21 protein-coding genes and 2 tRNA genes are annotated in these 24,080 nt (G+C 64.8%); 14 read left to right on the top strand and 9 right to left on the bottom strand.

What is annotated here, in order from left to right; all coding sequences use genetic code 11:
* Window positions 1-168: 168 nt before the first annotated feature.
* Window positions 169-244: transfer RNA gene (locus THIARS_RS16515), tRNA-Asn, on the bottom strand.
* 713 nt (window positions 245-957) lie between these two features.
* Complete coding sequence (locus THIARS_RS16505) at window positions 958-2,721, bottom strand: nucleoside triphosphate hydrolase (protein WP_245845957.1); 1,764 nt, start codon at window positions 2,719-2,721, stop codon at window positions 958-960.
* Between the two features lie 526 nt (window positions 2,722-3,247).
* Here THIARS_RS16505 and THIARS_RS16500 point away from each other — a divergent pair.
* The gene (locus tag THIARS_RS16500) at window positions 3,248-3,613 is read left to right on the top strand and encodes a helix-turn-helix transcriptional regulator (protein ID WP_094161838.1); all 366 of its coding nucleotides are present in this window, start codon (window positions 3,248-3,250) and stop codon (window positions 3,611-3,613) included.
* A 122-nt stretch (window positions 3,614-3,735) separates the two neighbouring features.
* Here the strand turns inward: THIARS_RS16500 and THIARS_RS16495 are convergent, their stop codons facing one another.
* The 4 genes from THIARS_RS16495 to fdxA all read right to left on the bottom strand — a co-directional run bounded on the left by THIARS_RS16495 (window position 3,736) and on the right by fdxA (window position 7,103).
* Window positions 3,736-5,106 (bottom strand): tyrosine-type recombinase/integrase, encoded by a 1,371-nt coding sequence (locus tag THIARS_RS16495; protein ID WP_186436725.1) that lies wholly within the window; start codon window positions 5,104-5,106, stop codon window positions 3,736-3,738.
* 316 nt (window positions 5,107-5,422) lie between these two features.
* A tRNA-Asn gene (locus THIARS_RS16490) sits at window positions 5,423-5,498 on the bottom strand.
* A 145-nt stretch (window positions 5,499-5,643) separates the two neighbouring features.
* A complete protein-coding gene (locus tag THIARS_RS16485) occupies window positions 5,644-6,747 on the bottom strand; it encodes an NAD(P)/FAD-dependent oxidoreductase (RefSeq protein WP_094161836.1) in 1,104 nt (367 codons plus the stop codon).
* A 32-nt stretch (window positions 6,748-6,779) separates the two neighbouring features.
* Window positions 6,780-7,103: a ferredoxin FdxA gene (gene fdxA / locus THIARS_RS16480; protein WP_013106996.1), complete on the bottom strand. Its 324-nt coding sequence runs from the start codon at window positions 7,101-7,103 to the stop codon at window positions 6,780-6,782.
* A 238-nt stretch (window positions 7,104-7,341) separates the two neighbouring features.
* Between fdxA and THIARS_RS16475 the strand changes: the two genes are divergently transcribed.
* The gene (locus THIARS_RS16475) at window positions 7,342-8,967 is read left to right on the top strand and encodes a 3-(methylthio)propionyl-CoA ligase (RefSeq protein WP_094161835.1); all 1,626 of its coding nucleotides are present in this window, start codon (window positions 7,342-7,344) and stop codon (window positions 8,965-8,967) included.
* On the opposite strand, the gene THIARS_RS16470 is transcribed toward THIARS_RS16475, so the two are convergent.
* Complete coding sequence (locus THIARS_RS16470; RefSeq protein WP_094161834.1) at window positions 8,964-9,413, bottom strand: DUF6691 family protein; 450 nt, start codon at window positions 9,411-9,413, stop codon at window positions 8,964-8,966. The genes THIARS_RS16475 and THIARS_RS16470 overlap by 4 nt on opposite strands.
* A 19-nt stretch (window positions 9,414-9,432) precedes the next feature.
* A complete protein-coding gene (locus THIARS_RS16465; protein WP_094162206.1) occupies window positions 9,433-9,870 on the bottom strand; it encodes a YeeE/YedE family protein in 438 nt (145 codons plus the stop codon).
* A 143-nt stretch (window positions 9,871-10,013) separates the two neighbouring features.
* Here THIARS_RS16465 and THIARS_RS16460 point away from each other — a divergent pair, with 143 nt between their 5' ends.
* The 12 genes from THIARS_RS16460 (at window position 10,014) to THIARS_RS16405 (ending at window position 23,298) form a co-directional block, all read left to right on the top strand.
* A complete protein-coding gene (locus THIARS_RS16460) occupies window positions 10,014-10,889 on the top strand; it encodes an MBL fold metallo-hydrolase (protein WP_094161833.1) in 876 nt (291 codons plus the stop codon).
* Between the two features lie 49 nt (window positions 10,890-10,938).
* The gene (locus THIARS_RS16455; RefSeq protein ID WP_094161832.1) at window positions 10,939-12,321 is read left to right on the top strand and encodes an HD-GYP domain-containing protein; all 1,383 of its coding nucleotides are present in this window, start codon (window positions 10,939-10,941) and stop codon (window positions 12,319-12,321) included.
* Between the two features lie 114 nt (window positions 12,322-12,435).
* Window positions 12,436-14,820 carry a Tex family protein gene (locus THIARS_RS16450; protein WP_094161831.1) on the top strand — a complete coding sequence of 795 codons (2,385 nt, stop codon included), beginning with the start codon at window positions 12,436-12,438 and terminating at the stop codon, window positions 14,818-14,820.
* An 89-nt stretch (window positions 14,821-14,909) separates the two neighbouring features.
* Window positions 14,910-17,405 carry a heavy metal translocating P-type ATPase gene (locus THIARS_RS16445; protein ID WP_094161830.1) on the top strand — a complete coding sequence of 832 codons (2,496 nt, stop codon included), beginning with the start codon at window positions 14,910-14,912 and terminating at the stop codon, window positions 17,403-17,405.
* Window position 17,406: 1 nt separating this feature from the next.
* Window positions 17,407-17,634, top strand: a complete 228-nt coding sequence (ccoS, locus tag THIARS_RS16440) for a cbb3-type cytochrome oxidase assembly protein CcoS (protein WP_094161829.1) — start codon at window positions 17,407-17,409, stop codon at window positions 17,632-17,634.
* 192 nt (window positions 17,635-17,826) lie between these two features.
* On the top strand, window positions 17,827-19,272 hold the full coding sequence (ccoN, locus tag THIARS_RS16435; RefSeq protein WP_094161828.1) for a cytochrome-c oxidase, cbb3-type subunit I: 1,446 nt from the start codon (window positions 17,827-17,829) through the stop codon (window positions 19,270-19,272).
* A 33-nt stretch (window positions 19,273-19,305) separates the two neighbouring features.
* A complete protein-coding gene (ccoO, locus tag THIARS_RS16430; protein WP_094161827.1) occupies window positions 19,306-19,932 on the top strand; it encodes a cytochrome-c oxidase, cbb3-type subunit II in 627 nt (208 codons plus the stop codon).
* 10 nt (window positions 19,933-19,942) lie between these two features.
* Window positions 19,943-20,125 carry a cbb3-type cytochrome oxidase subunit 3 gene (locus THIARS_RS16425; protein ID WP_094161826.1) on the top strand — a complete coding sequence of 61 codons (183 nt, stop codon included), beginning with the start codon at window positions 19,943-19,945 and terminating at the stop codon, window positions 20,123-20,125.
* 3 nt (window positions 20,126-20,128) lie between these two features.
* Complete coding sequence (gene ccoP, locus THIARS_RS16420) at window positions 20,129-21,073, top strand: cytochrome-c oxidase, cbb3-type subunit III (RefSeq protein ID WP_094161825.1); 945 nt, start codon at window positions 20,129-20,131, stop codon at window positions 21,071-21,073.
* 31 nt (window positions 21,074-21,104) lie between these two features.
* Entirely contained in the window at window positions 21,105-22,526 is a 1,422-nt protein-coding gene (gene ccoG, locus THIARS_RS16415) for a cytochrome c oxidase accessory protein CcoG (protein ID WP_094161824.1), read from the top strand.
* Between the two features lie 28 nt (window positions 22,527-22,554).
* The gene (locus tag THIARS_RS16410; RefSeq protein WP_186436723.1) at window positions 22,555-23,040 is read left to right on the top strand and encodes a FixH family protein; all 486 of its coding nucleotides are present in this window, start codon (window positions 22,555-22,557) and stop codon (window positions 23,038-23,040) included.
* A gap of 9 nt (window positions 23,041-23,049) precedes the next feature.
* Complete coding sequence (locus THIARS_RS16405; RefSeq protein ID WP_094161822.1) at window positions 23,050-23,298, top strand: hypothetical protein; 249 nt, start codon at window positions 23,050-23,052, stop codon at window positions 23,296-23,298.
* Window positions 23,299-23,330: 32 nt separating this feature from the next.
* On the opposite strand, the gene THIARS_RS16400 is transcribed toward THIARS_RS16405, so the two are convergent.
* On the bottom strand, window positions 23,331-24,071 hold the full coding sequence (locus THIARS_RS16400; protein WP_094162205.1) for a helix-turn-helix domain-containing protein: 741 nt from the start codon (window positions 24,069-24,071) through the stop codon (window positions 23,331-23,333).
* Window positions 24,072-24,080: the final 9 nt, after the last annotated feature.

The following is a 24,080-nucleotide window of genomic DNA, read 5'->3' as shown; positions in this document are numbered from 1 at the left end:
GAGGTGCCGGAAAACACCCCTGGCGTTGTAGCCTGCGCGCGACATCACGCGACGCTCGGCGACCGGATGGCACTGACAAAGTCACTGACATCGCCGGGTTTGGGACCCGAAAAAGCATCAAGGCCCGACAGCTTGCGCTGTAAGGCCTTGATTGTCCTCTGTATTTCTTGGCTCCCCGACCTGGGCTCGAACCAGGGACCTGCGGATTAACAGTCCGTCGCTCTACCGACTGAGCTATCGGGGAACAGCCTTCTAGTATAGCCGGGGTTTTTAGCCTACGGCAAGACGAAAGCGGCGCTGGCTTCGGCTGAACTGCAGCGGACAATCGCCGGCGCTTCGAGGCCTCTCGGCATCTCCGCGCATGCTTCGATCCGCACGCGCGGAGATTTTCAATCGAAGACCGGAGTTTCGACGCCGAGGACCCGNGGCATCGGCGCGGGCATACAAGCCGTCGCGCACCATGGGCATTTCGACGGCGGGCAGCATGGCGGCGGCGGTCAGTTCGGCCAAGGCGGCCGCAGCATCGCTTGCCGGGTCTCCGGACGTGTTCGGCCAGAGGTACTCCCCGACATCCCGACGCGCATACTCGCCGACGAGACGGCCGTCGAGGGTGCGGCGGTCGACGGGGACGGACGCAGAAGTTTGCGGCTCGGGCGTGTGGTGATGCAGCCACAGCATCCGCGGGCATTGGCGCCAGGCCATCAGGTCGGACTTCGTGAGCATGTCATATCCCCGGTCAACGGCGCCAGTGCGGTCCGTACCGCTTGCGATTTTGCATCAAGGCGGTAGCCTGCACATGCCTGCCGGCACGGCCAATTCGGGGTGCCTCAAGTGTGGGGGATGAAACCCGGCCTTGAAGCCGACCAGCCGGCTCCGAAAAAAGAAAAGGGCGCGGTGTTGCCACCGCGCCCCATCCATTTCATGCATCACCCGCACCGCACCAATCCCCGCGTCACATCACGCTGCCATTGGCTCCGGAAAATCGTAATCACCATCTTCCGGCTCCAGCACCTCACGGGGCATGTCCACCACCACCACGCGCTGCGTTGACCGGGCGACCTTCTGAACGCTTGCCTTAGCGCCGGGTAGGCGCTGCAGCACATCTTTCCAGCCTCCCAGAGCCCAGTCCGTTCGCATCATGAGTTTGCGCATCCCTTCGTGGTGCTCGGAACTGCAGACCGCCAGTTTCCAGCTTGCGCTGGCCCGAACCCAAAGTGGGCGAACTCCAAACTCCTCGAGCTGCCGCGTGAGCGGCTCTCGAGCAGCGGCGTCACCATGAACGACATGCGTGAGCGCGTCCCGAATGGTCATGTGTGTCTTCTCTTTCGCACCATCAGTCATCTTGTAAATGACCACCTTGCGATTGAGTAGAACACTCAGGCACATTTCGGCGTCGCGTTCCACGGTCGCCGGTGCTGTCTGGCTGAGGTCCATCTGCGCGATGAGGCTGCGCAGCTCTTCGGGCGACGGCACATGGTCATGGGTCATTGCGACGTACCCCGCCAAGAGCGGCGAGAACTTGTCCGCAATGCGTGCCTCGTGGCCGAGGCCGATGAGCATCGGACGCACGGCAGCCATGGTGCCACGCATGATGTTCCAGCGTGAGACCAACAGCCTTCGCAGGCGAGCACCTAGAGCCACGGTTTCGCTCTCGCGAGACGAATCCAGTAACCATTCGTAGTACAGACGCGACGCCTCTGGCAGGGCGTCCAAGTTGAGGCGTACCGTTCGCGTTTCGGTGGCTGCATTGAAGCTCGGAAGACTGATTCCGAGCAGCAACACGCACACGGGGGCGTTGTAGTAGCGCGTCTTACCCCCAATGACACGACTCAACCGTTGGGATGAACTGGAGGTGAACTGGATGCGCAACATTTCCATGAAGGTCTCGACGGCGGCCTTTTTAGAGCCACGCCCCTCAAGCTCGTCGACGATGAGCGTGGCCGAGCGATTTTCCAGGGCGTAAATCATCTGGGCTGTCGTCGGAATGCCATCGCGGCGTATGGCCTGAGGTCCGAGGAGCGCGTTCAAGAACTCGATGAGCGTCGTCTTGCCGGAACCCCGCTCTGCCGAGATGGCCAGAATGGGGCGGTGGGGCAGGGCGGCGCCAAAGAACGCCGTCACCAGCCACCCGGCAAGCTTTATCAGGTCTCCTTTGCCGCCGAGCCCGAAGCTGCCCAGCACACCCAGGACCCGCAAGACCTCTTCACTGGATGCGCAAGGCGTATCCAACGCAAAGCCCAGCGAAGGGCCACCTTGGTAGATAGCGCTTTTGTGCCCTGGATGCAAAGGCACCAATTTGCCGTCGGCCGTGGCAACCTGGTGACCGAAATTGACCACCAGGTCATCACCTTCACGGTACAGGCCCGGGCCGCGAACGCGGCTGAAATCAAAGAGCCCCATTTCGTCGCAAGCCTTGGCAATCTCTTCCACGACAGCCGTCGGTTCCACGACGTCTTTTTTGATGTCGTTGTCGTACACCATGCTGCTATTGCGCACCTCCAGGCCAAGCCAGACCTGGAGTTTTTTCATGTGCAGGTCTTGTGCGCGCAATGTCACGAGCTGTCCGGTCTTGAGCGACAGCACAACATAGCTGCCGTCAAGTGTGTAGCCCATGGGTACCCAGCCCCCTTCGGGCCTCACAAAGTTCGTGACACGTGCGGTGGCTGCGACGCCCTTTTCTGGGGTATGGATTGTTGGCTTGAGAAATTTCAGGATGTTCATGATGATTTCCATCAAGGGCTCGAGCCGAGCCCTTGGTTGAGTTAACCCTGCCGCCCAAGAAGAGAGAGGGAGGAGGGGCCACTTGTGTCAACTTTGCCCTGTCTTCCCGCTCGCATGGCGGCAGGGCAACAGATGATGTGCGCCACATGAATGCGGCGAAGAGCATGACCTGAGAGAAGGCGCTCCTGAGGGCGCGTTCTGGGGCTTATCGCAGTCACCGCATCAGCATGATGCAGCGACATGGTGGTGTCTGATTGTGAAAGAGCAACTGGTGCGTCGTCACGCTGTAACCGGTAACTTGCGCGGCCCAGGGGCTTGGGGCAGGTGACACGGTTACACCGTTACAGCACTTGGCGGGTGCGAGATGAGAATACTGCGCCCGCCCCTGAAAATCGAAGGGCGCTGCGGGGCGGAGCCAACATATTTCGCAAAAGCGTGAATTTTTCACGGCCACGGGGCCGTGCGGCGCATTGGCATAAACCCACGCGCTACACGCTGCTCCAACCACTCCGCTGTGAGCAGCATCATGATGAACGCCGACCCTTTTCTGACCAAAGCCACCGTGGCGCAGCTGCTCTGCTGCAGCGAACGCACCCTGGAGCGCATGGTGCGTGCCGATGCCTTTCCTCCCGCGTTGCGGCACGGCAAGGAGGCCCTGTGGTTCGAATCCGTCGTCCAGCAATGGTTGCAGCGCCAACGCCAAGCCCAGTTGGCCTGGGCGCCGGCCGGACAGACGCCGGCGCCGCTGCCGCAAGGTGGAGTCTCGACGGTGCTGGCGGTGGCCGATGTCACGGACCTGGCGTCGCCAGCCAATTCAAGCACCGGCGGGCCTGCACTGGCGATGCCCACCGGCCCGACCACCAAGCGCCCAGGGCGCCCCAACAAACGTTGACCGACCCGGCCCTGCCGAGGCCGTCGCAATCAGCCACAGCCGGGTGCTAGCGGCATCTTCAACCCTCGCATCAAGCGGCCCCGGGACGACCAAGCGTCCCGGGGCCGCCGTCGCTGGCTGCATCAGGCCACGCGCTTCGGGAGAAGGCGGAGATAGACCACATTGCCGGCCGCGGACGGGACCGCGTTCGCGGGTTCTTCCGGGGCATCCTGCTTGCAGGCATCGGCCTGCGCATCGTGGGCGGTCTCGACGCCCTCCTTGGGCAGGCCCACTTGGGCTCGACGTGCGTGCGGGTGCTTCTTGCGGCCGTCGGGGTCGTGGACCGGCGGCAGGGCGGCGGTGCTGGGCCCCACATCTCCGTCCAGGCGGTCGAGCTCATGGACGACATCGTCGGCCGCCATATCGATGTACACCTCGGCCATGCGGGTCGTGGTGTGGCCGAGCAACTGCTTGATGGCCGTGACCGTGGCCCCCTTGCGCGCGTAGTAGGTCGGTGCGCGGTGGCGTAGGTCGCGGAACTGCAGCTTGGGTACCCCGGCTCGCTGGCGCACGCCGTCCCAGGCCATGTCGACCGCGTTCGCGCTCATCGTGAAGACACGGTTTGCATCGGTGCGCGGCACGCGTCCGAGAATGTCCACCGAGCGGCGGCTCAGCGGAATCTGGGCCCAGCGGCCTTTGGCCCAGATTTTGGCCTGACGGCCCTCCAGGTCGAGGTGGTCCCAGCGCAGCGTCAGCAGACTGCCTTTGCGCATGGCCGAGCTCATGGCCAGTTCCACCAGGGGCCAGAACTGCGGGTTATCGCACTGCGCCAGCGCCGCAATCAGGGCGTCCATCTGTGCGGCGCTGATGCTGACAAAGCGCTTTTCGGATTTGCCCAGTTTGACGCCGACGCAGGGGTTTTCGAAGTGCTTCCACTTCCAGGTGGAGATGGCGACGTTGAAGCAGGCCTTGAGCAGTGCGATTTCCTTTTGCGCGGTGCTCTCGGAGAGCTGGTCGGCTTTCATGGTCGTCTGCAGCAACGCGATGTCCGCGCTGGTGATGGCGCTGCAAAGCTTGGCGCCCAGCTGTGCGATGAGGGCGTAGGTGCGCGCGGACTGCGCGCGTCGCGTATCCAGGTAATGGGCCCAGCCCTTCGGCACGGCCGCCCCCGTGGTCTGGGTGCGCAGGTAGCGCCGGCCAGCGGCGTCGACTTCGACGAGCAGGGGTGGCAGCCCGGCCGCGACGACGTAGTGGTTGATGCGGGTGAGTTCGGCCCGATAGCCGCCTTTGACCAGCGTTTTGAGCTTGGCGTATTCCACCAGCAAGGCGCCCAGGGTCAGCTTGCCGGGCCCACCGAACGCGGGCGCCTGCGCGGCATCGGCCTTGGCTTGTTCCCGGGTCATCCAGGCCTGCGCCTCGTGTTTGAGCTGGAATTTCTTGCGCGCCGTGCGCCCGTCGGCAAGGCGGACCTCGGCGTGCCAGCCTTGGCGGCCGGAGATTTGGAAGGGGCTCATCGGGCACCTCCGCGCTGGACGGTGCTGTGCGCTGGGCGGCGCGCGGGGAACGACGGGGGTGATGCGCATGGCTTCATGACAAGTCCTATGTGGGTTGGGGACTTGGCGTGAAGCGACAGCGTTTAGATTGGACGCCGGCCTTGCAGCCGAGGTGCCGGAAAACACCCCTGGCGTTGTAGCCTGCGCGCGACATCACGCGACGCTCGGCGACCGGATGGCACTGACAAAGTCACTGACATCGCCGGGTTTGGGACCCGAAAAAGCATCAAGGCCCGACAGCTTGCGCTGTAAGGCCTTGATTGTCCTCTGTATTTCTTGGCTCCCCGACCTGGGCTCGAACCAGGGACCTGCGGATTAACAGTCCGTCGCTCTACCGACTGAGCTATCGGGGAACAGCCTTCTAGTATAGCCGGGGTTTTTAGCCTACGGCAAGACGAAAGCGGCGCTGGCTTCGGCTGAACTGCAGCGGACAATCGCCGGCGCTTCGAGGCCTCTCGGCATCTCCGCGCATGCTTCGATCCGCACGCGCGGAGATTTTCAATCGAAGACCGGAGTTTCGACGCCGAGGACCCGATGCAGTTTGGGGCTGGTGGTGGTGTACTGGAGGTGGATTTTCTTGTCCGGGAAGATGGTGTGGGCGGCGCCGAAGGCTGCCAGCGCGGCTTCGTGGAAGCCCGAGAGGATGAGTTTTTTCTTGCCCGGGTAGGTGTTGATGTCGCCCACGGCGAAAATGCCCGGGATGTTGGTTTGGAACTTCTCCGTGTCGACCAGGATCTGCTTGCGCTCCAGGTCCAGGCCCCAGTGGGCGATGGGGCCGAGCTTGGGTGACAGGCCGAAGAACACCAGCAGCATGTCCAGCGGCAGGCGCCGGGTGATGCCGTCGTTGCCGGTGAGCTTGACCTGCGACAGGCGGCCATCGCCGTCGGCCTCGAACCCCGTGATCTGACCGACGACGAACTGCATCGCGTGCTGCTCGCACAGGGCGTGCATCTTGGCCACCGAGGCCGGCGCGGCGCGAAAGCCGTCGCGCCGGTGCACGAGGATGACGCTTTCGGCGCGGTGCGCGTCATCCTGGGCGAAGTGCAGCGCCCAATCCAGCGCCGAGTCGCCGCCGCCGACCACCACGAGATTTTTGCCGGCGAAGACCGCGGGGTTCTTCACGCGGTAGAACAACTGCGTGCCCTCGAAGGCGTCCAGCCCCTCCACTTTGAGGGTGCGCGGCTGGAACGAGCCCACGCCGGCGGCGATGAACACCGTCTTGGTGAGCAAGGTGGTGTCCTTGGAGGTGCGCACGACGAAGCGCCCGTCGTCCTGGCGCTGCAGCTCCGTCACGTCCTGTCCCAGATGGAAGGTGGGCTTGAACGGCTCGATCTGCTTGAGCAGGTTGTCGGTGAGTTCCTGGCCGGTGCACATGGGCACGGCCGGAATGTCGTAGATGGGCTTGTCCGGATAGAGCTCCACGCACTGGCCGCCCAGGTGCGGCAGGCTGTCGATGACGTGGGCCTTGATGTCGAGCAGGCCGAGTTCGAAAACCTGAAACAAACCCACGGGACCGGCGCCAATAATGACGGCATCGGTCTCGATCGGCGGGGCGCTGGCCAGGGCCGCGTCGGCGATGGCCGGATTGATGTGCATTTCCATGAGGGATGAGGGGGCGGTCGGAATCCGGATGTTCAGCGCTCGAGAAACTGCAGCTTGCCGGGTTTGCCATTCCATTCTTCGCCGTCCGGCGGGGCGGGCTTGCGCTTGGTGATGCTGGGCCAGCGGCGCGACAGTTCGGCGTTGAGGGCAATGAATGCTTGTTGGTCGCCAGGGACGTCTTCCTCGGCGAAGATGGCGTTGGCCGGACACTCGGGCACGCATACGGCGCAGTCGATGCATTCGTCCGGATCGATCGCCAGGAAGTTGGGGCCTTCGCGGAAGCAGTCCACCGGGCAGACGTCCACACAATCGGTGAACTTGCACTTGATGCAATTTTCGGTCACGACAAAGGTCATCGGTCGCTCTTGTGAATTTGTGTTGAATGAAAGGGTTATTTTATCGGTCGGGCTTGCCCTCATTTTTTGTGGCAAATCAACGAACAAGGGCATGGTGTCTCGCCGTTGCGCCTACGGCACGATTCGGCGCGGCAAAACGCGTAGATTTCCGGGCTGATACGGTTTGCTATAGGCTGTTGCGTCCAGCCGGGGCGGAAGCTGGATGGCTATCGAGAAAAGCAAAGATCGGGAGACAGGCATGAACGGTTTGATGCAGGAGCATGGGCTGCGTATTTCGGGGCTGATCGAATTCGCGGCGCGTTATCACGGCGATACGGAAATCGTGTCGCGCCGGGTCGAGGGTGACCTGCATCGCACCACGTATGCCGGGGTCAACAGCCGCGCCAAGCGCCTGGCCCGGGCGTTGGATGCCCTGGGGCTGCAAGCAGGCGAGCGCCTGGGTTCGCTGGCCTGGAACGGGTATCGGCATTTCGAGTTGTATTACGGGGTGTCGGGAAGCGGCCGCGTGCTGCATACGCTGAATCCACGCCTGCACCCGGACCAGATCGCCTGGATCATCCAACATGCGGGCGACCGGGCCTTGGCTTTCGACATGACGTTCGCGCCCATCATCCAGGCGGTCGCTTCGCGCTGTCCAGCCGTGGAGCACTGGATTGCGCTGTGCGAGGCCGGCGCCATCACGCCCGAATTGCGGCAGGCCGTGCCCGGCGTGCTCAGCTATGAGGACCTGCTGGCCGGGCAAGACGATCACTATGTCTGGCCCGAGATCGACGAAAACGCCGCCTCGTCGCTGTGCTACACCAGCGGCACGACGGGCGACCCCAAGGGGGTGTTGTACAGCCATCGCTCCACCGTGCTGCATGCTTACGCCTCGGCTTTGCCGGACGTGATGAATCTTTCCGCGCGTGACTGCGTGCTGCCCGTGGTTCCGATGTTTCATGTGAACGCCTGGGGCATTCCCTATGCCGCGGCGCTGGTCGGGTGCAAGCTGGTGCTGCCTGGCCCGGCGCTGGACGGTGCTTCGCTGTTTGCGTCGATGGACGCCGAGGCCGTGACCTTCGCCGCCGGCGTGCCCACCATCTGGCTCGGCTTGCTCGGCCAGATGCAGCGCGAGGGACGCAAACCAGCCGCCCTGCGGTCCGTGCTCATTGGCGGCGCCGCGGCGCCGGCCGCAATGATCTCCGCGTTCCAGGACGGCTTTGGCGTCGAGGTGCGTCATGCTTGGGGCATGACCGAGATGAGCCCGCTGGGCACGGTATGCACCCTCAAGAACAAACACCTCGGCCTGGGGCCGGAGCAGCGCATGGCGGTGCAGGTCAAGCAGGGCAGACCCCTTTTCGGTGTGGATTTGCGCGTCGTCGACGGACAGGGGCGCGACCTTCCATGGGATGGGGCGTCGATGGGCGATCTGCAGGTGAGGGGGCCGTGGATCCTGCGCGACTACTACCGATCCGGTCAGCCGAGTCCCTTGCGCGACGGATGGTTCCCGACCGGCGATGTGGTCACCGTCGATCCGGACGGCTATGTGCAGATCGTGGATCGCACGAAGGACGTCATCAAATCCGGTGGCGAGTGGATCAGTTCCATCGAGATCGAGAACATCGCCATGGCGCATCCTGCCGTGGCGATGGCGGCGTGCATCGCCATGCCGGATGCCAAGTGGGATGAGCGCCCGCTGCTGGTCGTGGTGACAAAGCCGCAGACGGAGGTTTCGCGCGAGGAACTCCTGGCATTTTACGAGGGCAAGGTTGCGAAATGGTGGGTGCCGGATGACGTGCGTTTCATCGACGCCATTCCTCTGGGGGCCACCGGCAAGATCCAGAAGAACAAGCTGCGCCAGCAACTGCTGGCAGCACAGTGTTAGGAAACCTCAGCGGTCGGCCTGGCCATCCTGGAGGCCTTGACGTTTCGTTGCCAGGCCTCGAAGCCGAGCATGCCGGCCAGCATGGCGATGAAAAACAGGCCTTCGGCTCCGCGCATGCCGCCAAGCGAGGCCAGGGACGGTCCAGGGCATAGCCCGTCGAGTCCCCAGCCCACGCCGAAGATGGCGCTGCCAAGCAACAGCCGCGCATCGATGCCGAAGCGGGGTGGAAAAGCGATGGCATCGCCCAGCAGCGCGGTGCGGCGCCGCGAGGCCAGTTGGATCAGGGGAAAGGCCACCAGCACGGCGCTGGCCATCACCAGGATCAGACTCGGATCCCAGGGGCCTGCGATGTCGAGGAAGGCCAGAACCTTGGCCGGATCGGTCATGCCGGACAGCAGCAGGCCGAACCCGAGGATCAAGCCGCAGATGAATGCGAGGGTTTTCATGTGCATACTCCCTGGGTGTTTAAAGATGACGGGTGAGCACGGCGGTGGCGATGGCGGTGCTCATGAACATGCCGACCGCGACCAGCGAGCGAAGCGACAGGCGCGAGAGTCCACACACGCCATGGCCGCTGGCGCAGCCCGAGCCCAGCCGTGTGCCGAAACCCACCAGCAAGCCGGCGATCACGACCACGGGCCACGGTGCGCTGTAGTCGGCGCCGGGCACGGGGGCCAACATCGCCCAGGCGAAGGAGGCACACACCAGTCCGGCAAGAAATGCCAGTCGCCACCCCTGGGGGCGGGTGCGCCGGCTCGCATCGCTGAGGGCGCTTCCCAGGATGCCGCTGATCCCGGCTATTTTTCCGGCGCCGAGCGCCAGGGCGCCCGAGGCCAATCCAATGAGGGCACCGCCCGCCAGTGCCGGCAGCGGGGTGAACTGCAGCCAATCAATATGAAACAGCATGTCATGTCTCCTGGGTTCCGGTGTGGATCAACCTCAAGGTTTGTGCGCATTGATCTTGGTCAAGCGTTCTGCGAATATGCCCCGTACAGTATCAACTTTTCTAATCCATGAAAATCCTCAAAAGGTCAGGAGATACCCGTATGAGTACATTCACAGACCATCGGCCGACTGTCCGTTCCTGGTTTCACCAACAGTCCAGCACGGCCTGCCACTGCGTCATCGATCCAGTCACCCGGCATTGCGCCGTGATCGACAGCGTGCTGGATTTCGACTATGCGGCAGGGCGTACGTCGACCGAGTTCGCCGACGGCATCATGGCTTTCATCGAGGCCGAGGGCCTGAAGCTGGACTGGCTGCTCGAGACCCATGCGCATGCCGACCATCTTTCGGCCGCGCCCTATCTCAAGAAGCGTTTCGGCGCGCGCATCGGCATCGGCGAGCACATCAAGGACGTGCAGAAGGTCTTCGGCGAGGTGTTCCATGACGACACGATTCCGCGCGACGGCCGGCCTTTCGACCATCTCTTCGCCGACGGCGAGGAGTTCGCCGTCGGACAATTGAAGGTGCGGGTCATGCATACGCCGGGGCATACGCCGGCCTGCGTCACTTATCTGGCGGGCGACTGCGCCTTCGTCGGCGACACCCTGTTCATGCCCGATTACGGCACCGCCCGCTGCGACTTCCCCGGTGGCGATGCGCATACGCTGTACCACTCGGTGCAGCGCCTATACGGGCTTCCCCCGCAAACCAAGCTGCACATGTGTCACGACTACATGCCCGGCGGACGCGCGGCCAAGTGGGTATGCACCGTACAGGAGCAGCGCGATGGCAACGTACAACTCAACGCCGCCACCAGCGAGCACGACTTCGTCGCGTTTCGCAAGCAGCGCGACGCCAAGCTCAGCATGCCCGCGCTCATCATGCCCTCGGTCCAGGTGAACGTGCGCGCCGGCGACATGCCGCCGCCTGAGTCCAATGGCATCAGCTATTTGAAAGTACCCATCAACGCGCTGTAATGCGGGGGCGTGGCATCATGCCCCGGTGTGCGAACCCGGACGGCAAACGATGCAAAACCTCAAGCTGTGCGAACTGATTGGCGCCCTCAGTCATGCCCTCGACATGACTGAGGGCCAACCCAAGGGGCACTGCGTGCGCTGTGCTTTCATCGGCATGTCCGTGGCGTACCAACTCGGGCTCGATTCGCGCCAGCAGTGGGAGCTGTACTACACATTGCTGCTCAAGGACCTGGGCTGCAGCAGCAATGCCGCGCGCATTTGCGAGCTCTATCTGACGGATGATTTGCGCTTCAAGCGCGACTTCAAATTGGTGGATGGCTCCCTACCCCAGGTGGTGCGCTTTGTCCTCACGCACACCGGCCTGAAATCCGGTCTGGCCGACCGCTTTCGCGCCACGCTGGACATCTTCCAGCATGGCGGCGATATTTCCCGGGATTTGGTCCAGACCCGCTGCCAGCGCGGCGCCGACATTGCACGGCAACTCCGTTTCGGCGACGCTGTGGCGGAGGGCATTCATGCTTTGGACGAGCATTGGGACGGCAGCGGCAAGCCCGACGGGCTGCGCGGTGAGGCCATCCCTTTGTATGCGCGCATGGCTCTGCTGGCCCAGGTGATCGACGTGTTTCACACGGCCGGTGGCCCGCAGGCGGCACTGGCGGAGGCACGGTTGCGAAGCGGGCAGTGGTTCGATTCCGCCTTGGTGGCGGCATTCGAGCGCGTCGCCGAGACCGACGATTTCTGGACGAAGCTCGCCGCGGACGATCTGGCAGCGCATGTGCACGACCTCGAACCCGCGCGCCACACGGTGCCGCTGGACGACGACTATCTAGATGAGATCGCCGAAGCATTCGGCCAGATCATCGATGCCAAAAGCCCCTACACGGCGGGTCACAGTGCCCGGGTCGGGCTGTACACCGACCTCATCGCCGAGCAGCTCGGCCTGGCGCCCGAACGCCGGCGCTGGTTGCGGCGCGGCGCACTGCTGCACGACATGGGCAAGCTCGGCGTGAGCAACGCCGTGCTCGACAAACCTGGCCAGCTCGACGCCGCCGAGTGGGAAGCGGTGCGCATGCATGCCGCCTATACCGAGCAGATCCTCAGCGGCATCGCGCCATTCGCCGAGCTGGCGCGCATCGCCGGAGCGCATCACGAGAAGCTGGACGGTACGGGGTATCCACGCGGTTTGTCGGCGGCCGATATTGCGTTGGAGACCCGCATCATTACCACCGCTGACATTTTCGACGCCATCTCTGCGGATCGGCCGTATCGCGCCGCCGTCCCGGTGGACAAAACCTTGGCGATGATGGACAAGATCGTGGGAACCGCGCTGGATGGCCGTTGCATGGAGGCACTGCGAATCGCAACGCAGAACGTCGAGACCGAGCTCGCCGCCAAGATTGTTCCGGACCCCGCAGTCGTCCAGTCGGTTTGAGCCGTGCCTTGACGATGCAAGACATGCATCAGTCATCGCGCCACGGATGCGATCGCATCTGCGGTACCCCTGGGTGAGAAGGCTAGACTGCCCAGTTTTTGCCGAGCGGTTTCCATGTCCACACATTCGCCCTTCGACGATGCAGCGGCGCAGCAGGCCCAGATCCTGAACCTGCTCAGTTCCGAACTGCAGTTGCGCCCATCGCAAATCCAGGCCGCGGTCGAACTTCTCGACTCTGGCGCCACGGTGCCTTTCATCGCCCGTTACCGCAAGGAAGCCACCGGGGGCATGAGCGACGAGCACTTGCGCACGCTGGAGGTCCGCCTGGGTTATCTGCGCGAACTCGAGCAGCGGCGCGCGGCCGTCCTCAAGTCGATCGCCGCGCAGAACAAACTGACGCCGGAGTTGCAGGCCGCCATCCAGACGGCCACGCAGAAGCAGGAACTCGAAGATCTGTATCTGCCCTACAAGCCGCGGGTGACCACGCGGGCGCAAAAGGCGCGTGCGGCGGGCCTGGATCCGCTCGCCGACATCCTGTTCACCGATCCCGCGCGCGACCCGTTGGCCGAGGCCTCCGGCTTCATTCTGTCGGCCAAGGGCGAAGACGGTTCCGACTTCACCACGCCCCAGGCCTGCCTGGACGGCGCGCGCGACATTCTGGTGGAGCGCTGGGCCGAGGACTTCACGCTGGTGGGCCCATTGCGCGAATGGCTGTGGGGCTGCGGCGTGCTGCGTGCCCAGGTGCGCGAGGGCAAGGAGGGGGAGGGGGCCAATTTCCGCGATTATTTCGACTATGCCGAGCCCATCGCGCGCGTGCCGTCGCACCGGGCGTTGGCCGTGTTCCGCGGCCGTGCGCAGGACATTCTCGACGTCAGCCTGCAACTGCCGGACGCCGCCGCGGCGGGGGCTGCGGTGCTGAACGCGGCGCAGCAGCGCATCGCGGCGCATGTCGGCTGGACGCATCGCCAGCGCGCCGCCGATGATTGGTTGCAGCGCTGCGTGCAATGGGCGTGGCGGGTGAAGCTCTCGCTGTCGCTCGAGCGGGAGCTGTTCAGCCGTCTGCGCGAGCAGGCCGAGGCCGAAGCCATCGCCGTGTTCGGCGCGAATTTGCGAGATCTGCTGCTTGCCGCGCCGGCCGGACCCAAGACCGTGATGGGCCTGGATCCCGGCATCCGCACCGGGGTGAAAGTGGCCGTCACCGACCCGACCGGCAAGGTGCTGGAAACCGCGACGATCTATCCCCACGAGCCCCGGCGCGATTGGGAAGGCAGCCTGCGCATTCTGGCCGGCCTGTGCCGCAAGCATGGCGTGAACATCGTGTCCATCGGCAACGGCACCGCCAGTCGCGAGACCGCCAAGCTGGCGACCGACTTGGCGCAGCGCCATCCCGAGATGGGGTTGGTGCAGGTGGTGGTGAGCGAAGCGGGGGCTTCGGTGTACTCGGCCAGCGAGCTGGCCAGCCAGGAGCTTCCGGAGATGGACGTGAGTCTGCGCGGCGCCGTATCCATCGCCCGTCGGGTGCAGGACCCGCTGGCCGAACTGGTGAAAATCGACCCCAAGAGCATCGGCGTCGGCCAGTACCAGCACGATGTCGATCAGGGGCAGCTCGCGCGCAGGCTCGACGCGGTGGTGGAGGATTGCGTCAACCGTGTCGGCGTGGACGTGAACACCGCCTCGGCGCCGCTGCTGGCGCGGGTGGCCGGCCTGAACGCGCGCATCGCCACCCACATCGTGAACCAGCGCGATGCCGCGGGACCCTACCGCAATCGCAAGAGCCTGCTCGACGTCCCCGGCCTGGGCGCCAAGACTTTCGAGCAGGCGGCCGGATTCCTGCGCATCATGGACGGCGACAACCCGCTCGACCGCTCGGCCGTGCACCCGGAGAGCTATCCGCTGGTCGAGCGGATTCTGCAGGCGGCAGGTCAACCTATCCAGCTCTTGATGGGGAACGCGCAGGCGATCCAGGCCATCAAGCCCGACGCTTTCGTCGATGATCGCTTCGGCCTGTACACCGTGCGCGACGTGCTCGCCGAGTTGGAGAAGCCGGGCCGGGATCCGCGTCCCGAGTTCCGCGTGGCGCGTCTGAACGATGCGGTGCAAAGCATCAACGATCTTCGGCCCGGCATGCGTCTGGAGGGCACCGTGACCAATGTCGCCGCGTTCGGCGCTTTCGTCGACCTGGGGGTGCATTGCGATGGCCTGGTGCACGTTTCGCAACTGGCCGACCGCTTCGTGAAGGACGCCGCCGACGTGGTGAAGGTGGGCGACATCGTCAAGGTCACCGTGCTCGAGGTGGATGTGCAGCGTCAGCGCATCAGCTTGAGTATGCGCACGCAGCAATCCGGGCAGGCCGCGGCAGGAAAGCCATCTGGGGTGTCCTCGGCGCAGCGGCCGGAGCAGGGCCGACATGGAGGGCGCGCCGCCGCGGCCGTGCGCCCCGAAGCCACGCAGTCCGCGATGGCCGCCGCGTTCTCGCGTCTGGGCAAGGGACGTGACTGAATGCATGGGGCCGTGGCCGCCGCCGCATGGATAGAAATGTTTTGATACAACGCAAGGCGGCCGCCCAGGCTCTTGCCTAGCATGTCGGCATGAATCAGGCCGTGCTGACATCGGCCCGCGCGCAGCAGGCTGAAATCGACCAGGCCGCCGCGGGCAGGACTTGCCACCATTGCGGCGCATCGCTGCCGCAGATGCCCGTGCGCGCCAGCATCGAAGGCGAGGCGCTGGATTTCTGCTGTGGGGGGTGTGCAGCGGCAGCGCAGGTGATCGCCGAAGGCGGGCTGTGCGCGTATTACGACAAGCGCGACGCCACGGGCCTGCCGGCACTGCAGGACGTGGAGATCGCGCGCCTGCGTGAGCAATGGCAGGCCCTCGACGATCGCGACTTTCTCGCCGCGTTCGCCACGGACCTGGGCGGCGGCATCTGGCGCACCTTGGTGGCGGTGGAGGGCATCCATTGCGGTGCGTGCGTGTGGCTGATCGAACGCCACCTGCTGTCGATTCCCGGCGTGCGCGTGGCGGCGGTGAACTACGCCACGCGTCGTGTTCTTCTGGAATGGGACGACAACCGCGTGCATCTTGGCGCCCTGCTCGAGGCCTTGGCGCGCATCGGCTACAAGCCCGCGCCCAATGTGCGGCACGCCAACGAGGCGCAGCAGCGGCGCGCCTCCCGCCTCGCCCTCCTGCGCACTCTGGTGGCCTGGCTGGCGATGATGCAGGTCATGATGCTGGCCTGGCCGAGCTATGTCGATCCCCAGGGCCTGAGCGCCGCGGAGCGGGCCATTTTCCACTGGGCCAGCCTGAGCATCACCCTGCCGACCCTGCTGTTCTCGGGCTGGACCTTCATCGCCGGCAGCGCGCGCGACTGGCGCATGCGGCGCCTGGGCATGGACGTGCCGGTGGTGCTGGGGCTTTGGGGCGCGTTCGCCGCCAGCGTCGCCAGCGTCGTGCGCGGCACGGGGCCGGTGTATTTCGACTCGGTCACCATGTTCCTCGCGCTGCTGTTGACGGCGCGGCTGGTCGAGACAGGTCTGCGCCATCGCAGCACCAACGCGGCCGATAGCTTGCTCGAGCAGTTGCCCGCCGCGGTACGCCGCCGCACGGCGCCCGACGGCTGGGAAACCGTGGCCATCACGCGCGTGCGTGCCGGCGATGTGGTGCAGGTGCCGAGCGCCAGCCTGGTTCCGGTGGATGGAACCGTGCTCGAAGGCGAGAGCCATGCCGGCGAAGCCTTGCTGACGGGGGAGAGTGCGCCGGTGCGCAAGACGGTGGGCAGCCGGGTGCTGGCCGGCAGCATGAATGTCGACTCCCCCTTGCTGGTCCGGGCCGAGGCGGCGGGGCAGGGCACGCGCATCGCGCAGATGGTGGCATTGATGAACGGCGCGCTGGTGCACAAACCGCAGGCCGCGCGTTTGGCCGATGTCGCCGCGCGCTGGTTCACCGTGGCGCTGCTGGGCGTGGCCAGCGCCACGGCCGTTCTTTGGTGGTGGTTGGATGCAGCGCGCATCGTGCCGGCGGTGATCGCGGTTCTGGTGGTGAGCTGCCCATGCGCCTTGTCACTCGCCGTCCCGGCGGCGCTGGCCGCCGCCACCGCGCGCCTGTCGCGCGCCGGGGTGCTGGTGGCGCGAGGTCACGCCCTGGACCTCGTGGCTGCCGCAGACGCCTGGATGTTCGACAAAACGGGCACCATCACCACCGGCCAGCCTGAACAGGTGCAGGTCGTGTGGCTGCAGCAGGGGTTGACCGCGGCGCAGGCGATTGCGATGGCCGCGGCGCTGGAACAGGGGGTGCAGCATCCGCTCGCGCAGGCGCTGACTGCCCAGGCCAGGGAACTCGGGCTGGCGCTTCCCGAGGCGAGCAAGCGGCAGGTCTTGCAGGGCGAGGGCGTGCAAGGCGAAGTCAATGGCCAAGGCCTGCGTTTCGGCAAGCCGCTGTTGGCCCGGGATGGGCGAGACGACGCGGCCCCGGGCGCAATCCCAGCCGATGCAACCTTGCTGGAATTGAGCCGCGACGGCGCACGCCTGGCCTTGATCGCGGTGGCTGAGCGTTTGCGGCCCGGGGCGCGCGAGGCCGTCGCGTGGCTCGAGGCCGATGGCGCCCATCTGGAATTGCTCAGCGGAGACCAGATCGACCGTGCGCAAGCATGGGCGCAGCGGGTCGGCATCTCCATGGCGCGCGGAGGCATGCTGCCCGAGGCCAAGCTGGCCCGGGTGCAAGCCTTGCAGCGGGAAGGGTTGCGTGTGGCCATGGTCGGTGACGGGGTGAACGACGCGCCCACGCTGGCGGCGGCGGACGTGTCGGTGAGCTTCGCCAGCGCCGCGCCCATCGCGCGTGCCGGGGCCGACGTCGTGCTGGCATTCGACGACATGCGGGCGCTGCCCCTGCTGGTGCGCGTGAGCCGGCAGGCGCGCCGCGTGATGCGCCAGAACCTGGCTTGGGCCGTGCTCTACAACCTGGTGTGCGTGCCGCTGGCCGTGGCCGGGAGCATCACGCCACTGTGGGCGGCGGTGGGCATGAGCATCTCGTCGCTGCTGGTCGTGCTCAATTCCGCGCGCCTGGCATGGTTCGACAAGGCCGGGGCTTGAGATGGAGGGGGCGCTGATCGTGCTGATTCCGGTGAGCGTGGTCATCGTGGCCGCAGTCGTGGGCATCCTTTGGTGGGCCGCCCGCCACGGGCAGTTCGACGACATGGAAGGGCCCGCGCATGCCATCCTGATGGACGACGACAAGGCTGCCGGGCCGGGTGCGGAGCATGTCGCCGCGGATCGGCTCGCATCGCCGAACGATACTGATCCGGCGCAAAAATCGCGCTGAGCGCGCGACACAGCTCGATGGACATCGGCACGTTTTGACACAAGTCAACCAGTTGCGACCAAACGTGACTTACGTTGCGACCCATGACGAAATCCGCGCTCTCAAGAAAACGCCGGGCCGCTCCCAAGTTTTCTTGACCCCCCCACGGGGGCGGGGCGGCACACCGCCCCAGGGCACTCAATGGGAGATGACATGCGTGCGCAAAGCTTGACGATGGAAACCTACAACTACGCGGTGGTGCGAAAGTTCACCTTGTTGACCTTGCTCTGGGGGGCGGTCGGCATGCTGGTCGGTGTGTTCATCGCCGCCCAGTTGATCTGGCCCGACATGACCTACGGCATCGCGTGGTTCAGCTGGGGCCGGCTGCGCCCCGTCCACACCAACGCGGTGATCTTCGGCTTCGGCGGCACGGCGCTGTTCGCCACCTCGTACTACATCGTGCAGCGTACTTGCGAGGTGCCGCTGTTTGCTCCCAAGCTGGCGAATTTCACCTTCTGGGGCTGGACTGCGGTCATCGTGCTTTGCGCCCTCACTTATCCCGCCGGCATCACCAGCGGAAAGGAGTACGCCGAGCAGGAGTGGCCCATCAGTCTGCTGATCGTGGTGGTGTGGGTGGCCTATGCCATCGTGTTCTTCGGCACGGTGTTCAAGCGCAAGACGCCGCACATCTACGTGGCCAACTGGTTCTTCGGCGCCTACATCATCACCATCGCGCTGCTCTACATCGTCAACAACGTCAAGCTGCCCATCAGCCTGTTGTCGTGGAAGAGCTATTCGGCCTACGGCGGCGCGCAAGACGCCATGATCCAGTGGTGGTACGGCCACAACGCGGTGGGCTTCTTCCTCACCACGTCCTTCCTCGGCATGATGTATTACTTCATCCCGAAGCAGGCCGAGCGGCCGATCTATTCCTACCGCCTGTCCATCGTCCATTTCTGGGCGCTGATCTTCACCTATATGTGGGCGGGCCCGCACCATCTGCTCTACACCGCGCTGCCGGACTGGGCGCAGTCGCTCGGCATGGTGTTTTCGCTCATCCTGCTGGCGCCGAGCTGGGGTGGCATGATCAACGGCATCATGACCCTGTCGGGTGCCTGGCACAAGCTGCGTGACGACCCCATCCTCAAGTTCCTGATCACCGCGCTGTCGTTCTACGGCATGTCCACCTTCGAGGGGCCGATGCTGTCGATCAAGACCGTCAGCGCGCTGGGCCACTACACCGACTGGATCATCGGCCACGTGCATTCGGGCGCCATGGGCTGGGTGGGCATGATCACCATGGGCAGCCTGTACTACCTGATCCCGCGCCTGTGGGGCCAGACCCAGATGTGGAGCAAGCGCCTCATCGAGTGGCATTTCTGGACCGCCACCATCGGCGTCGTGCTCTACATCGCCGCGCTCTGGGTGGCGGGGGTCACCGAAGGTCTGATGTGGCGCGCCATGCAGGCGGACGGCACGCTGACCTACAGCTTCATCGAGAGCGTCAAGGCCGTCATCCCGCTGTACTACATCCGTCTGCTGGGGGGAAGCATCTACCTCTTCGGCATGTGCCTGATGCTCTACAACGCCTACCGCACCATCCGCCAGGGCAAGGCGGTGGACGCGCCGCTGCCCGCCATGGCCGGCGCCCACGCCTGACGCAAAACCATCACAGACTGGAGAGACGCCACCATGGCCGCTTTCAAATTCAATCACGAGGTCATCGAGAAGAACGCCGGGCTCATGATCGTCCTGGTCGCCATCGTCGTCAGCATCGCCGGCTTCGTGCAGCTGGTGCCGCTGTTCTTCGACAAGACCACCACCCAGCCGATCCCGGGGATCAAACCCTACACGGCGCTGCAGCTCGAAGGCCGCGATGTTTATCTGGCCGAGGGCTGCTATCTCTGCCACTCGCAGATGATCCGTCCGCTGCGCGCCGAGGTGGAGCGCTACGGCCACTACTCGGTGGCCGGCGAATCGGTGTACGACCATCCCTTCCAGTGGGGCAGCAAGCGCACGGGGCCTGACCTGGCCCGCGTCGGCGGACGCTATTCCGACGAATGGCAACGCATCCATCTCCGCCAGCCGCGCGACCTGGTGCCGGAAAGCATCATGCCGGCGTATCCATGGCTGCAGCACGAGCCGGCCGAGGCCGGTCTGATCCAGGCCAAGATGCGCGCCATGCGCACCCTGGGCGTGCCTTACACCGAGGCCGAGATCACCGCCGCGCCCAAGGAACTCGAGGGCAAGACCAAGGAGGACGCGCTGATCGCCTATCTGCAGGGCCTGGGCCTGGCGCTGTCCAACATTCACCAGTGAGCAGGCCATCATGACAGGATTGATCGGATCCATTGCCACGGTGCTGGCCTTCCTGGTCTTTCTCGGCATCGTCTGGTGGGCCTACGCACCGCGCTTCAAGAAACAACATGAGGAGGACGGGATGATTCCCTTCCTTGACTCGAAGACGTCGCCCGAGACCCAGTCCGGCGACGCGCACAACCCGAGGACTTGAACCATGAACCAGTTTTATTCCCCCGGCTGGGCCTACTGGATCGGTGGCGTGACCATCGTTTCCATCGTCGCGCTGTTCCTTTTCCTGCGGGGCACGGCCAGGCAGACCGTGTTTCGCGACAAGAACGGGCAGGTCATCGCCACCACGGGCCACGTCTGGGACGGCGATTTGCAGGAATTCAACAATCCGCTGCCGCGCTGGTGGATGGGGTTGTTCATCCTGACCCTGATCTTCTCCATCGTCTATCTCATCCTCTACCCCGGTCTGGGGTTCTGGAACGGAATCCTGGGTTTCTCCAGCGACCAGATGTACAAGGCCGAGTCGCGGGCCTACGAGCAGCGCATCGGTCCGCTGTACGCGAAGTACATGCAAACCCCCATTCCCGAGCTGGCGAAAGACCCACAGGCCATGGCCACGGGCCAGCGCATGTTCCTGACGTACTGCTCGCAGTGCCACGGATCGGACGCCGGCGGCTCCAAGGGTTTCCCCAATCTGACGGTCTCGGGTGAGAAGAGCTGGCTGTACGGCAACCAGCCCGACACCATCGTGCAGACCCTGACCGAAGGCCGCCAGGGCATGATGCCGCCGATGGGCGCGGCGGTCGGCGGCAAACAGGGAGTGGTTGAAGTTGCCAACTACGTGCGCAGTCTTTCCGGGCTCTCGCATGACGCAGCCTTGGCCGCCAAGGGCAAGCCGTTGTTCGCTACCGCTTGTGCCGGCTGCCACGGCGCGAGCGGGGAGGGCAACCAGGCGCTTGGCGCGCCGAATCTGAGCGATCGGTACTGGCTGTTCGGATCCAACCTGCAGACCATCGAGCACACCATCGAGATGGGGCGCAGCGCGCACATGCCGGCGCAAAAGAACATCCTCGGGCCGGAGAAGATCCATGTGCTCGCTGCGTATGTGTTCGGTCTGAGCCATGGCCAGAAGGCGGCCGGCAACCCTTGACGCGGCCTCGCGGCTTCTCGGCACACGTTCCATGAATGCACCCTCCCCAGGACAGGCGAACGGCGAACTGCAGGCGACCGAAGAGTTGCTCTACGAGGCGCGCAAGAAAATCTACATGCGCTCGGTGACCGGCGTTTTCGCCAACTGGCGCTGGGCCATGGTGTGGTTCACCCAGATCATCTTCTACGGCCTGCCTTGGCTGCAATGGGAAGGGCGCCAAGCGGTGCTGCTCGATCTGGTGCAGCGCAAGTTCTATTTTTTCGGGCTTGTGCTGTGGCCCCAAGATGTGATCTTTCTCGCGCTGCTGCTCATCATCTCGGCCTACGGGCTGTTTCTGTTCACGGCGATTGCCGGGCGGCTGTTTTGCGGCTACGCCTGCCCGCAAACGGTCTATACCCAGATCTTCATGTGGATCGAACGCAAGGTCGAGGGCGATCGTCTGGCACGCATCCGGCTCGATGCGCAGCCGATGGATGCGCGCAAATTCGCGCGCAAATCGCTCAAGCATGGGTTGTGGGCCGCAGTGGCTTTATGGACGGGTTTCACCTTTGTCGGCTATTTCACATCCATCCACGCCCTCGCCGGCGAGGTGGTGTCGCTCGCCCTGGGACCCTGGGAGACGTTCTGGATCCTGTTCTACGGCTTCGCCACCTACGGCAACGCCGGCTTCATGCGCGAGCAGGTGTGCAAGTACATGTGCCCTTACGCGCGCTTCCAGTCCGTCATGTTCGACCGTGACACCCTCATCGTCACCTACGACCCCGCGCGCGGCGAGCCGCGCGGCAAGCGCAAGAAGGACGCCCCGGCCCGCGCTCAGGGCAAGGGCGATTGCGTGGACTGTTCCATCTGCGTGCAGGTCTGCCCGACCGGCATCGACATCCGCGAAGGACTGCAATACATGTGCATCGGCTGCGGAGCCTGTATCGACGCCTGCGACCAGGTGATGGACAAGATGAACACGCCGCGCGGGCTGATTCGCTATTCCAGCGAAAACGCGCTGCTGAAGCACTGGGGCCGGGCGCAGCAATGGGCGCACCTTTTGCGTCCGCGCATCCTGATCTACAGCACCATCCTGCTGCTGATGGTGGGCATGTTCATCGGCGGTTTGGTCGTGCGCGAGCCGGTCAAACTCAACGTGATGCGCGACCGACGCGTGCTCGCGCGCGAGATTCCCGGCGGCATGCTCGAGAACCTGTACCAGGTGCAGCTGATGAATGCCTCCGAAAAACCACGCCGCATGACGTTCGAAGTCAAGGGTTTGCCGGGGCTCGCCGTGATCAGCCCGCGCGGGGCGGTGGATCTGGCGCCTTCCACCAATGTGCTGCGCCCGCTGGAGTTGGCCATGCCGACCGACGATGCCCGCAAGGGCGTCTACAAGATCGAAATCACCGCGCGTTCCGATGACGGCAAGCCGGTTGTCGTGCGCAGCGACTCGACATTCATTGTGCCCTGATCCCCGCAACTCTTCGAGGAGACTCAGCATGAGAACCCTGCAAGCGGCAGCGCCGCGCCCCTGGTGGAAAGAGCCATGGCCCTGGATCCTGCTGGGGCTTCCGGGCACCGTGGTCGTGGCCAGTCTGGTGACCATCGCGATTGCCGCCATCCATGCCGACAGCCTGGTCACCGAGCACTACTACAAGAAGGGCCTTGCCGTGGGGCATGACATCGACAAGGAACTCCGCGCCAAGGCCATGCATTTGCAAGGACGTCTCGACCAGCGCGGGCAGGATGTTGTGCTGGAGGTCGAGCCCGACGTCGCCGACACGGGGCTGCTGCTGCGCTTGCGCCACCCCTACGCGCCGGAGCATGACCTGCGGCTCGAGTTACGTCGCACAGCGCCGGGACGGTACCTTGGGCATGCGCCGACCGAGGCCGTGCGTTACGCCGTTACCGCCGAGTCGCCGCAGTGGCGCCTGTCGGGGGTCTGGAAGCCGGGGGCGGCTTCTCCCTTGCGGCCTGGCGTGTGAGAAGCGCGCATGCGTACCCGCAACCCGAACTACCTCCGTGCCATGTGGCCATCGTTCCTGGTGGCTTTCCCGGCAACGGCCCTGCTGTTCAGCGCCATCGACCCCGGAGAAGTCGTCCTGTTCGGTCACCCCGCTGGCATCTCGCACCTGGGGATGTACACCCTGGTCTTTTTGCTGCTGTGGCTGCTGTGCTACGCCGCAAGCGTGCTCAATCTGTGGCTGTTCGGCTGCCGCCGCGATGCCCAGTGGGATGACTGACCGTGACGACCCGCACGGCCAGGCTGGATCGTTCAGCGTTCCTGCGGCACCAGCAGTTCGGCCAGGCCGTCGCGGTTGGTGATGCGGACCTGGCGCTGCGCGACGTGCACGAGTCCGGCCTGGTGGAAGCGCGACATCAGCCGGCTGACGGTCTCCAGCTTCAGGCCCAGGTAGCTGCCGATTTCCTCGCGGCTCATGCGCAGCACGAACTCGTCGGGCGACAGCCCGCGCGCCTTGTAGCGCTCGGACAGGTCGAGCAGGAAACGGGCAAGCCGCTCGTCGGCCTGCATGCTGCCGAGGACAAACTGATCCTGCTGCGCACGCGCCAGACGGTTGCCGATCAGGCAGTGGATCTGGTGCTGCAGCGTCGGTATGTCGCGCGCGGTGCTCTCCAGCACGCGAACGTCGATCTCGCAGGCCTCGCTGTCCTCCAGCGCGAGCACGTCGGTCATGTAGAGGCGCGCGGAAAAACCTTCCAGCCCCATCATTTCGCCGGGTACGTGAAAGCCCACGATCTGCTGCCGCCCATCGGGGCTGCCCACCACCGACTTGAACGATCCGGCATGCACCGAAAAGACCTTGTCCATCGCCTGTCCGGCCTCGAACAGGCGCTCTCCCTTGCCGAGGCGGATGGTGCTTTGCATGATGTCGCGCATGCGGGAGAGTTCGTCCTGCGGCAAGGCGATGGGCAGACAGAACCGGCTCTGAAAGCAAACGTCGCAGGGGTGGGGTTTGTCCAATCGGTGGATCGATGCTGCGGGGATGGCTTTCATGGTGGGTTG

The organism is Thiomonas delicata, from assembly GCF_900088825.1.
GTDB lineage: Bacteria > Pseudomonadota > Gammaproteobacteria > Burkholderiales > Burkholderiaceae_C > Thiomonas_A > Thiomonas_A delicata.
This window is presented reverse-complemented; position numbering and strand designations above follow the sequence as displayed.

Bases quoted from the DNA above. Each gene is read 5' to 3' on its own strand.
- ccoG (WP_094161824.1), top strand. From the start codon at position 21,105: ATGAATGCACCCTCCCCAGGACAGGCGAACGGCGAACTGCAGGCGACC.
- THIARS_RS16405 (WP_094161822.1), top strand. From the start codon at position 23,050: ATGCGTACCCGCAACCCGAACTACCTCCGTGCCATGTGGCCATCGTTC.
- THIARS_RS16485 (WP_094161836.1), bottom strand. From the start codon at position 6,747: ATGGAAATGCACATCAATCCGGCCATCGCCGACGCGGCCCTGGCCAGC.
- THIARS_RS16445 (WP_094161830.1), top strand. From the start codon at position 14,910: ATGAATCAGGCCGTGCTGACATCGGCCCGCGCGCAGCAGGCTGAAATC.
- THIARS_RS16505 (WP_245845957.1), bottom strand. From the start codon at position 2,721: ATGAACATCCTGAAATTTCTCAAGCCAACAATCCATACCCCAGAAAAG.
- THIARS_RS16475 (WP_094161835.1), top strand. From the start codon at position 7,342: ATGAACGGTTTGATGCAGGAGCATGGGCTGCGTATTTCGGGGCTGATC.
- THIARS_RS16455 (WP_094161832.1), top strand. From the start codon at position 10,939: ATGCAAAACCTCAAGCTGTGCGAACTGATTGGCGCCCTCAGTCATGCC.
- ccoP (WP_094161825.1), top strand. From the start codon at position 20,129: ATGAACCAGTTTTATTCCCCCGGCTGGGCCTACTGGATCGGTGGCGTG.
- ccoO (WP_094161827.1), top strand. From the start codon at position 19,306: ATGGCCGCTTTCAAATTCAATCACGAGGTCATCGAGAAGAACGCCGGG.
- THIARS_RS16410 (WP_186436723.1), top strand. From the start codon at position 22,555: ATGAGAACCCTGCAAGCGGCAGCGCCGCGCCCCTGGTGGAAAGAGCCA.
- THIARS_RS16400 (WP_094162205.1), bottom strand. From the start codon at position 24,071: ATGAAAGCCATCCCCGCAGCATCGATCCACCGATTGGACAAACCCCAC.
- THIARS_RS16470 (WP_094161834.1), bottom strand. From the start codon at position 9,413: ATGAAAACCCTCGCATTCATCTGCGGCTTGATCCTCGGGTTCGGCCTG.
- THIARS_RS16495 (WP_186436725.1), bottom strand. From the start codon at position 5,106: ATGAGCCCCTTCCAAATCTCCGGCCGCCAAGGCTGGCACGCCGAGGTC.
- ccoN (WP_094161828.1), top strand. From the start codon at position 17,827: ATGCGTGCGCAAAGCTTGACGATGGAAACCTACAACTACGCGGTGGTG.
- THIARS_RS16460 (WP_094161833.1), top strand. From the start codon at position 10,014: ATGAGTACATTCACAGACCATCGGCCGACTGTCCGTTCCTGGTTTCAC.
- fdxA (WP_013106996.1), bottom strand. From the start codon at position 7,103: ATGACCTTTGTCGTGACCGAAAATTGCATCAAGTGCAAGTTCACCGAT.
- THIARS_RS16500 (WP_094161838.1), top strand. From the start codon at position 3,248: ATGATGAACGCCGACCCTTTTCTGACCAAAGCCACCGTGGCGCAGCTG.
- THIARS_RS16450 (WP_094161831.1), top strand. From the start codon at position 12,436: ATGTCCACACATTCGCCCTTCGACGATGCAGCGGCGCAGCAGGCCCAG.
- ccoS (WP_094161829.1), top strand. From the start codon at position 17,407: ATGGAGGGGGCGCTGATCGTGCTGATTCCGGTGAGCGTGGTCATCGTG.
- THIARS_RS16425 (WP_094161826.1), top strand. From the start codon at position 19,943: ATGACAGGATTGATCGGATCCATTGCCACGGTGCTGGCCTTCCTGGTC.